Origin of the sequence: Streptomyces sp. ALB3 (assembly GCF_044385685.1) — a bacterium.
Lineage (GTDB): Bacteria > Actinomycetota > Actinomycetes > Streptomycetales > Streptomycetaceae > Streptomyces.
This window is the reverse complement of record NZ_JBISCE010000014.1, coordinates 1-10,217: the sequence shown is the minus strand read 5'-3', so window position 1 is coordinate 10,217 and position 10,217 is coordinate 1. Positions and strand designations below refer to the sequence as shown.

Here is a 10,217-nt window from a genome sequence, read left to right as displayed (position 1 = left end):
ACTCAACAGAGGATGATCAACCGCACGCGCACCCAACCCCGACCCATCCACCCCACCCGCCGCAAGCGACGCCAGCCAGAAATGCTCCCGCTGGAAGGCATAGGTAGGCAGGTCCACACGTCGGGCACCGGTGCCGGCGAAATACGCCGCCCAGTCGACGGACTTCCCACGTACGTGGAGCTCGGCGAGGGCGGTGACCAGCGTGGTCGCCTCGTCACGGTCCCTGCGCAGCACGGGCGCGAACGCCGCGTCCTCGACGCAGTCCAGGCCCATCGCGGACAGGACACCGTCCGGGCCCAGCTCCAGGAACGTGTCCACGCCCTGGTCCTGCAACGCGCGCATGCCGTCGACGAAGCGGACCGCTTCACGGACATGGCACACCCAGTAGTCCGCCGAGCACAGCTCGTCGCCGGTCACGACCTGGCCGGTCACGTTGGAGACGATGGCGATCTCGGGCCGGTGGAAGGTAAGCCCCTCGGCGATTGTGCGGAACTCCTCCAGCATGGCGTCCATGCGCGGCGAGTGGAACGCGTGACTGACCCGCAGGCGCTTGGTCTTACGGCCCTCCGCCTCGAAATGGGCGGCGATCGCGAGCACGGCGTCCTCGTCACCGGAAACCACGGTCGCGGACGGCCCGTTGAGGGCGGCGATGGAGACATTCTCGGTCAGCAGCGGCAGGACCTCGTCCTCGGAAGCCTGGAGCGAGACCATCGCCCCGCCCACCGGCAGTGCCTGCATAAGACGGCCTCGGGCGGCCACCAGCCGCGCCGCGTCCTCCAGCGACAACACCCCCGCGACATGCGCGGCCGACAGTTCACCGATCGAGTGTCCGAGTAGATAGTCGGGCTTGACACCCCAGGCGGACACCAGACGGAACAGCGCCACTTCGAGGGCGAAGAGTCCCGCCTGCGTGAACTGCGTCTGATCCAGCAGCTCACCACCCTCGAACACGACCTCACGGACCGGCCGGTCCACATGCCGGTCCAACTCCGCGCACACCGCGTCAAAAGCATCCGCGAACACCGGATACGCCTCATACAGCTCACGGCCCATAGCCGACCGCTGCGCACCCTGACCCGAGAACAGCACACCCGTACGCCCCGGAGTCACCGACCCCGCGACCGTCCGGTCACCCACGATCACCGCACGGTGACTCATCACCGCACGCGTCGTCACCAACGAGAACCCGACGTCGACCGGGTCATGCTCCCCGGCAGACGTGGAGAGCCGCTCCACCTGCGCGTCGAGCGCCTCGGCCGTCTTCGCGGACACCACCCACGGCACCACCGGCAGAGACAGTGCACGTGCCGCCTCCGGGGTCTCCGTCTGCGGCGCCTGTTCCAGAATGATGTGGGCGTTCGTCCCGCTGATACCGAACGAGGACACACCCGCCCGCCGTGCCTCGCCCGTCTCCGGCCACGCCATCGACTCCGTCAGGAGCTGGACAGCACCCGCCGACCAGTCCACCTGCGACGTCGGCTCGTCCACGTGAAGCGTCTGCGGCAGCACACCGTGCCGCATCGCCATCACCATCTTGATCACACCGCCGACACCGGCAGCGGCCGCGGCGTGACCGATGTTCGACTTGATCGACCCGAGCCACAGGGGCAGGTCGTCCGAGCGGCGCTCCTGGCCGTAGGTGGCGAGCAGTGCCTGTGCTTCGATCGGGTCGCCCAGCCTAGTTCCCGTTCCGTGTGCCTCCACCGCGTCGATCCGGTCGGCCGAGAGGCCGGAACTGGTCAGGGCCTGTCGGATCACCCGCTGCTGTGCCGGGCCGTTCGGCGCGGTCAGGCCGTTCGACGCGCCGTCCTGGTTGATGGCCGATCCGCGTACCACGGCCAGGACCTCATGGCCGTTGCGCCGCGCGTCCGACAGCCGCTCCACCAGCAGCATGCCGACGCCCTCGGCCCACCCCGTCCCGTCCGCTCCCTCCGCGAAGGGCTTGCAGCGGCCGTCCGCCGACAGGCCGCGCTGCCTGGCGAACTCCACGAACGCGGTCGGGCTGGCGAGAAGCGAGACGCCACCGGCGAGCGCCATGGTGCACTCACCCTGGCGGAGCGCCTGAGCCGCGAGATGGAGGGCTACCAGTGACGAGGAGCAGGCGGTGTCGACGGTGACTGCAGGGCCTTCCAGGCCCAGCATGTAGGCGATGCGGCCGGACACGACACTTGTCGCCGTACCCGTGAGCAGGTGCCCCTCACTGCCTTCGGAGCCCTGCGCCACACCGACGCCGTACCCGGAGGAGGAGGCCCCGGCGAACACGCCGATCTGCTCACCGCGCACCGAGGCGGGGTTGATTCCGGCGCCCTCGAAGAGCTCCCATGACGCCTCCAGCAGCAGGCGCTGCTGGGGGTCCATCGCCAGCGCCTCACGCGGGGAGATCCCGAAGAAGCCGGCGTCGAATTCACCCGCGTCGTGGAGGAAGCCGCCGTGCCGGGTGTACGTGGTACCGGGGTGCGCCGGGTCAGGGTCGTAGATGCCCTCGAGGTCCCAGCCCCGGTCGGTGGGGAATTCCGAGATGCCGTCGGTACCGGACACGAGGAGCCGCCAGAGGTCGTCCGGGCTTGCCACCCCTCCCGGGTACCGGCAGCTCATACCGACGATCGCTATGAGGTCGTCGTCCTTCGTCGGCGCCGTGAACTCGGTGGCCGACAGCCGCGACTGCGCACCTGACAGGCCGGGCATCTCGTACTGCGCGGAGAGCTCAGCCGCAAGGAAACGTGCCAGGACGCTCGGCGTCGGATGGTCGAAGACCATGGTGGTGGGCAGCTGCAGGCGGGTCTCCGCGACGAGTGCGTTACGGAGTTCGACGGCGGTGAGCGAGTCGAAGCCCAGCTCGCGGAAGGCCCGGTCGGGTTCGACGCTGTCGGGCGACGCGTGCCTCAGGACGACGGCTGCGGAGGACCGCACCAGGTCGGTCAGCGCGTCGGTGCGTTCGGCCGGTGCCAACCCGGCGAGCCGGTTCCACAGGGGCGACCCCTCAGCCGCCGTGGAAGACGTGGCCTCGGGGGCGGACGACGCGATCGCTGCCCGTACTTCCGCCAGTTCGCTGATCAGCGGGCGGCTGCGGGCTGCGCTGAAGACCGGTACGAACCGTGCCCAGTCCATGTCCGCGACGGTCACCTGGGTGTCGTCCCGGTCGAGTGCCTGCTGCAGCGCGGCGATCGCCGGCTCGGGCGCCATCGCCCGGATGCCGAGGCGGAGCAGGTGCTCGCCCTCTTCGCCGTCGGCCATGCCGCCACCGGCCCAGGCACCCCACGCGACCGCGGTCGCCGGGAGGCCTCGCGCCCTGCGTCGCTGCGCCAGCGCGTCGAGGTGGGCGTTGGCGGTCGCGTAACCGCTCTGGCCCCCGCTGCCCCAGACTCCGGCGACGGATGAGAAGACGACGAACGCGTCGAGGTCATGGCCGTCGAGGAGTTCGTCCAGGTGTACGGCTCCTGCGACCTTCGCGGAGATCTCCTCGGCGAGGGTGTCGGCGGTGGCTTCGGACAGCAGGGTCGCTGTGGCCACGCCTGCCGCGTGCACGACGGTCCGGAGCGCGGCGCCCGGGTAGTCGGCCGCTGCGGCGTCGCAGGCTTCGATGAGTGCGGCAACGGCTGCACGGTCGGACACGTCACAGGCGACGACGGTGGCCTTGGTGCCGAGCTCCTCGAGTTCGGCGACGAGCTCGGCCGCACCGGGGGCGTCCGGGCCGCGGCGACTGGTGAGGACGAGGTGCTCGGCACCGTTACGAGCGAGCCATCGGGCCACGTGGCCGCCGAGCGCACCGGTTCCGCCGGTGATCAGCGCGGTGCCCTGCGCCGTCCACACGGGGCCGACGAGGTCGGGGCGGGTGTCCCGCACGAGGCGGCGGACGAACGCTCCGGAGGGGCGCACCGCCACCTGGTCCTCGTTGCCGTCGGCGAGGAGGCCGATCAGCCGGACCGCCGCGCGGTCGTCAAGCGTCTCGGGGACGTCCACGAGTCCACCCCAGCGGTGGGCGCACTCCAGGCCGACGACTCGTCCGAGGCCCCACAGCGAGGCCTGGGCGGCGCTGGCCAGCGGGTCGGAGCGGCCGACGGACACGGCACCTCGCGTGGCGAGCCAGAGCGGGGCGTCGATGCCCATGTCGCCGAGCGCCTGGACGAGCGCCAGTGTCCCCGTCATGCCGCCGGTGACGACCGGGTGGGCGGGAGAGGGCTGTTCGTCCAGGGCCAGCAGCGACAGGACGCCGGCCGGCTGTACGGTTCCCTGTCCGCAGGCGTCGTCGAGCAGCTGGGCGATCGAGACCCGGTCGGCAGCAGGGGTGTCGGACTCGATCGTGATCACTGTGGCGCCGTGTGCGTGCAGCGCCTCGACCGTACGGGCGACGATCTCGTCGTCGGTGTGCGCGGTGGGCACGACGACCAGCCAGTCGCCCGACAGCCGGGCCGTCGCCGGGAGGGTGGCGGGCTTCCATGTGATGCCGTAGCGCCACTCGCTGGCGGTGGAGTTGACGCGGCTCTGTCGTCGCCAGGCGGAGAGTGCCGGCAGTGCGCCGGCCAGCGCGTCGGAGTCCTCGGGACGAATCGCGTCGACGAGTGAGGCCAGGTCCTCCCGTTCGACGGCATCCCAGAACTGGGCTTCCGCAGGTGTGTTGCCCACCACGGCGGTCCCGCTGTCGAGCTTCATGGGGACGTTGGGCCAGTAGCGCTCACGCTGGAAGGCGTACGTGGGCAGCTCGACCTGACGCGTCCGGGCTCCGGAGAAGTACCGCGCCCAGTCCACGTGCTCACCGCGAACGTGCAGCTCGGCCATCGCCGTGACGCAGGCCGACGCCTCGTCGCGGCCCTTGCGCAGTGCCGGGACGAACACCCGGCTCTCCGCGTCCGGGATGAGGCAGTCCTGTCCCATGGCGGTCAGGAGCCCGTCCGGGCCCAGTTCCAGGAACTTCGTCACGCCCTGGTCCTGCAGAGTGCGGATCCCGTCGAGGAAACGGACGGCCTGCCGGACATGCCGCACCCAGTACTCCGGAGTGCGGATCTCACGTGACGGAACGACCGCTCCCGTGAGGTCGGAGACGATGGCGATCCCGGGGGCGTGAAAGGTCATCGTTTCCGCGACCGTGCGGAACTCGTCGAGCATGGCGTCCATGCGCGGCGAGTGGAACGCATGGCTGACCCGCAGGCGCTTGGTCTTACGGCCCTCCGCCTCGAAATGGGCGGCAATGGCCAGGACAGCGTCCTCGTCACCGGAAACCACCGTGGCGGACGGCCCGTTGAGCGCGGCGATGGACACGCCGTCGGTCAGCAGCGGCAGGACCTCATCCTCGGACGCCTGGAGCGAGACCATCGCACCGCCCGCCGGCAACGCCTGCATCAGGCGACCACGAGCAGCCACCAGCCGCGCCGCGTCCTCCAGCGACAACACCCCCGCCACATGCGCGGCCGACAACTCACCGATCGAATGTCCGAGCAGATAGTCGGGCTTGACACCCCACGAGGAAACGAGCCGGTACAAAGCCACTTCGAGCGCGAACAGTCCCGCCTGCGTGAACTGCGTCTGATCCAGCAGCTCACCACCCTCGAACACGACCTCACGGACCGGCCGGTCCAGATGCCGGTCCAGCTCCGCACAGACCGCGTCGAACGCGTCCGCGAACACCGGATACGACGCGTACAGCTCACGGCCCATACCCGAGCGCTGCGCACCCTGACCCGAGAACAGCACTGCCAGACCGCCCGGTTCGGTGGTGCCGCGGACCACCTGCGCCCCGCCGCCGGAGGCGGCCAGTTGCCGGACGCCGTCCAGCAGGCCCTCACGCCCGGCCTCGAGCACTACGGCCCGGTGCTCGAGGCCGGCACGGCCGACGGCAAGGGAGTAGCCGATGTCCAGCGCGCCTGCCGGGGCGTCGGCGGATTCCACGTGTGCCAGCAAGGTGCGCGCCTGTGCGCCGAGAGCGTGGGCTCCCGCCGCCGAGACGAGCCAGGGGACGACCGGCGGGGCCCAGTCGGGCTCGGAGCTGTCGGCGTCTTCGGCGTTGTCCCGCGGCGGTGCCTGCTCGACGATGACGTGCGCGTTCGTGCCGCTCACACCGAACGACGACACTCCCGCCCGGCGCGGCTGTCCGGTGTCCGGCCAGTCCACCGGTTCGGTCAGCAGTCGTACCGCGCCCGCCGACCAGTCGACGTGCGGCGTCGGCTCGTCCACGTGCAGGGTCTGCGGAAGCGAGTCGTGGTGCAGGGCCATGACCATCTTGATCACACCGGCGACGCCTGAAGCAGCCTGTGCGTGACCGAAGTTGGACTTCATCGAGCCGAGCAGCAGCGGACGGTCCTGCGGCCGGTCCTGACCGTACGTGTCGACCACGGCCTGGGCCTCGATGGGGTCACCCAGTACGGTGCCGGTGCCGTGTGCCTCGACGGCGTCGATCTGCGCGGGTGACAGTGCGGCGTTGGCCAGGGCCGCGCGGATGACGCGCCGCTGCGAAGGACCGTGGGGCGCGGTCAGACCGTTGCTCGCCCCGTCCTGGTTCACGGCGGAGCCCCGTACGACCGCCAGCACGTGGTGCCCGTTGCGCACCGCGTCGGACAGCCGCTCCACCAGGAGCACGCCCACGCCCTCGGCCCAGCCGGTTCCGTCGGCGGCCGCCGCGAACGACTTGCAGCGGCCGTCACCGGCGAGGCCGCCCTGCTGACTGAACTCGGCGAACGCGCCGGGGTTGTTCATGACGGTGACACCGGCCGCCAGGGCGAGTGAGCATTCGCGCTGGCGCAGCGCCTGGACAGCCAGGTGCAGGGCGACGAGCGAGGACGAGCAGGCGGTGTCGACGGTCACCGCGGGCCCTTGCAGGCCGAGTGAGTAGGCGATGCGACCGGATACGACGCTGCCGGCGGTGCCGGTCACGTAGTAGCCGTCGACGTTGTCGTCGGACTGGCGCAGGCTGGTCTCGTATCCGGAGCTCTGCGCGCCGACGAAGACGCCGGTCTGGGTGGAGTGGAGGGAGGTCGGAGCGATCCCGGCCCGCTCCAGCGCCTTCCACGACTCCTCCAGCAGCAGGCGCTGCTGCGGGTCCATGGAGAGCGCCTCGCGGGGCGAGATGCCGAAGAACGAGGCGTCGAAGTCGGTGACACCGTCGACGAAGCCGCCTTCGAAGGTCGTCGCGTCGGCGTCGCCTCCCTGGTACAGCCCGTCCAGGTCCCAGCCCCGGTCGGTGGGGAACGGGCCCACCGCGTCGGTACCGGTGGCGACCAGCCGCCACAGGTCTTCGGGGCTCGCCACCCCGCCGGGGTAGCGGCAGCTCATCCCGATGATCGCGATCGGCTCCCTGGCCGCGCCGGTGAGCTGGGTGTTCTCCCTCCGCAACCGGTCGACCTCTTTGAGCGACGCGCGCAGCGCTTCGAGAACCTTGTCACCCGAACTAGCCATCATGAACTCCACACTTCGCGCATCATCAGGAATCGCCGTTGCCCAGAGCCATCTGGATCAGGCTCTCGGCGTCCATCTCGTCGATCGAGTCGTTGTCGTCACCCGCGGCTGAGGACGCATGTGCTCCGTCGTGCTCATCCGCGAGCGTCATCAAGGTGTCCAGCAGTCCGGCCGCCCTGAGCCGGTCCAGCGGCACGGTGGCCAGTGCACTGCGCACCAGGGCCTCGTCCAGGTCCGCGTAGGCGCCCGTGGTCTCATCGCCGGCCCTGCCTGCCTCGGGGAGCAGCTTGCTCCGCAGGTAGGCGGTGAGGGCGGTGGGCGTCGGGTGGTCGAAGACCAGCGCGGCCGGCAGCCGCAGGCCGGTCGCCTCCGCGAGCCGGTTGCGCAGCTCCACGGCGGTCAGTGAATCGAACCCCAGGTTGCGGAACGCCCGGTCAGGGCGTACGGCGTTGGGGGTGTCGAGCCGCAGCACGGTGGCCGCTCGCTCCTGGACCAGTTCAAGCAGCATGTGGTCCTGCTCCGGCCCCGACAGCTCCCGCATGGTCCGGGTCAGCGCCTCGGCCGTGCCGGTGCCCTCGGCGTCCGGGGCTTCCTCGGTGCTCTTCAGCGCGGCCCTCACTTCCGGCAGACCGGCGATGAGGGGGCTGTGGCGCAGAGTCGTGAACGCGGTGGCGAAGCGGGGCCAGTCCACGTCCACAGTGACGATCGGCTGCTCGTCGTACTCGATCGCCTGGTGCAGGGCGACGACCGCCAGGCCGGGATCCATCGGGGCCAGACCCAGCCTGGTGAGCTGCTGGCCCGTGTCACCGGCGGCCATTCCGCTGTCGGCCCACTGGCCCCATGCCACGGAGGTGGCCGCCCAGCCGCGTGCGCGCCGGCGTTGAGCCAGCGCGTCGAGCGCCGCGTTCGCGGTTGCGTACGCGGCCTGGCGCGCGCTGCCCCATATCCCGGCGATGGACGAGAACGTGACGAAGACGTCCACCGTTCCGCCGAGCAGCTCGTCCAGGTGGGCGGCGCCCGCCGTCTTGCCGGACAGGACATCGGCGAACGCGGCCGGCTCCGTGTCCGCGAGGGCGACGCTGTCGCTGACCCCGGCGGTGTGGATGACACTGCGGACGGGACTGCCCTCCTGGCTCAGCCGTCCGATGAGTTCGGCCACTTGTGAGCGGTCGGCGACGTCGCAGGCGACGACGGAGACCTTGGCACCCAGAGCTGTGAGCTCCGCCTCAAGCTCCTCTGCGCCTGGTGCGGCGATGCCCCGGCGGCTGGTCAGTACGAGCCGCTCCGCACCCCGCCCGGCCAGCCACCTGGCCACGTGCCCGCCCAGGGCGCCTGTACCGCCGGTGATCAGCACGGTTCCTTCGGCCTTCCACGGGGTGCGGGCGCCCGCACCCTCGAGGGGCGCTCGCACGAGTCTGCGTCCGAAGACACCGGCCGGGCGCACGGCCAGCTGGTCCTCTCCCGCCGCGTCCGCGTCGGAGAGGATGCCGCACAGACTGTCGGTGATGCGTGCGCCGACGCCGTCGGCCGGCAGGTCGATCAGACCGCCCCAGGTACCGGGCCGCTCCAGGCCGACGACCCGTCCCATCCCCCACACCTGTGCCTGGGCGACACTCACGGTGCGGTCGGTCGAGCCGCTGACCTGAACGGCTCCTCTGGTGACGCACCACAGGGGAGCCTGCAGTTCCACTGCGTCGAGCGCCTGCACGAGGGCCAGGGTCGATGTCACGGCGGCGGGGACGGCAGGGTGTACGGGGTCGGGGCTCTCGTCCGCCCCGAGGAACGACAGCACACCGGCCACTTCGTCGTCGTCGGCGTCCAGAAGCGTGCGGATGTGCCCGGCCAGCGTGTCCCGGTCGGCGTCACTCGCCAGCACCACAACGGTCGTCACCCTGGCTCCGTGCTCCGCCAGAGCCGCGTCGCAAGCGCAGACCGCCGCGTCGTCGCGCAGTACCTCCGGGATCACCAGGAGCCACCGTCCGGAGAGCCTGGAGGATTTCGCCTCCGTCAGCGGCGTCCAGTCGATGCGATAGCGCCAGCCGTCGATGGCGGCCCCGGTGCGGCGGTCGCGCCGCCACGATGCGAGGGCCGGCAGGACCGCCCGCAGAGCGCCCTCGTTCTGCGCCGCTCCCAGAGTGCGCACGAGGGCGTCGAGATCCTCGCCCTCCACGGCTTCCCAGAACTGGGCGTCGACGGGGTCCGCAGCGCCCGCGACGGGCGCGGCCAGGGCTTCGGGCCAGTAGTGCCGGCGCTGGAAGGCGTAGGTCGGCAGATCCACGTGCACGGGTGTGTGCCCGGCGAACAGGGCCTGCCAGTCGAGGTCGACCCCGTGCACGTGCGCTTCCGCCAGCGAGATCATGAAACGCCGGGACTCGTCCTCACCCCGCCGCAACGTCCCCAGCGCCACCGCGTCACTGCCGGCCGCCTCGAACGTCTCCTCCAGCCCCACAGCCAGCACCGGATGCGGGCTGACTTCGACGAACACGCTGTGTCCGGTGCTCAGCAGGGCCTGGGTGGCCTCCTCCAGCAGGACGGTCCGGCGCAGGTTCGTGTACCAGTACCCGGCGTCCATTCCCGCCGTGTCCAGCAGCTCACCGGTCACCGTCGAGTACAACGGCACCTGCGAGGAGCGGGGTGCCAGACCCGACAACACCTCCGACAACCGGTCCCGGATCCGCTCCACGTGCGCACTGTGCGACGCGTAATCCACATCGATCCGCTTGCAGCGCACATCCTCCGCCCTGCACACCTCCAGCAGCTCATCCAGCGCATCCCCGTCACCGGAGACCACCACCGAGGAGGGACCGTTCACCGCCGCAACCGACAAACGC

The 10,217-nt window shown here is 70.9% G+C and carries 2 protein-coding genes; both read right to left on the bottom strand.

From position 1 onward, the window contains the following. Positions 1-7,386 (bottom strand): type I polyketide synthase (locus ACHFIV_RS11175; protein ID WP_398966357.1); only part of this gene is annotated, 7,386 nt, incomplete at its 3' end. Positions 7,387-7,411: 25 nt separating this feature from the next. Next, positions 7,412-10,217, bottom strand: a 2,806-nt coding sequence (locus ACHFIV_RS11170) for an SDR family NAD(P)-dependent oxidoreductase (protein WP_398966354.1), incomplete at its 5' end; no start/stop codon positions are given.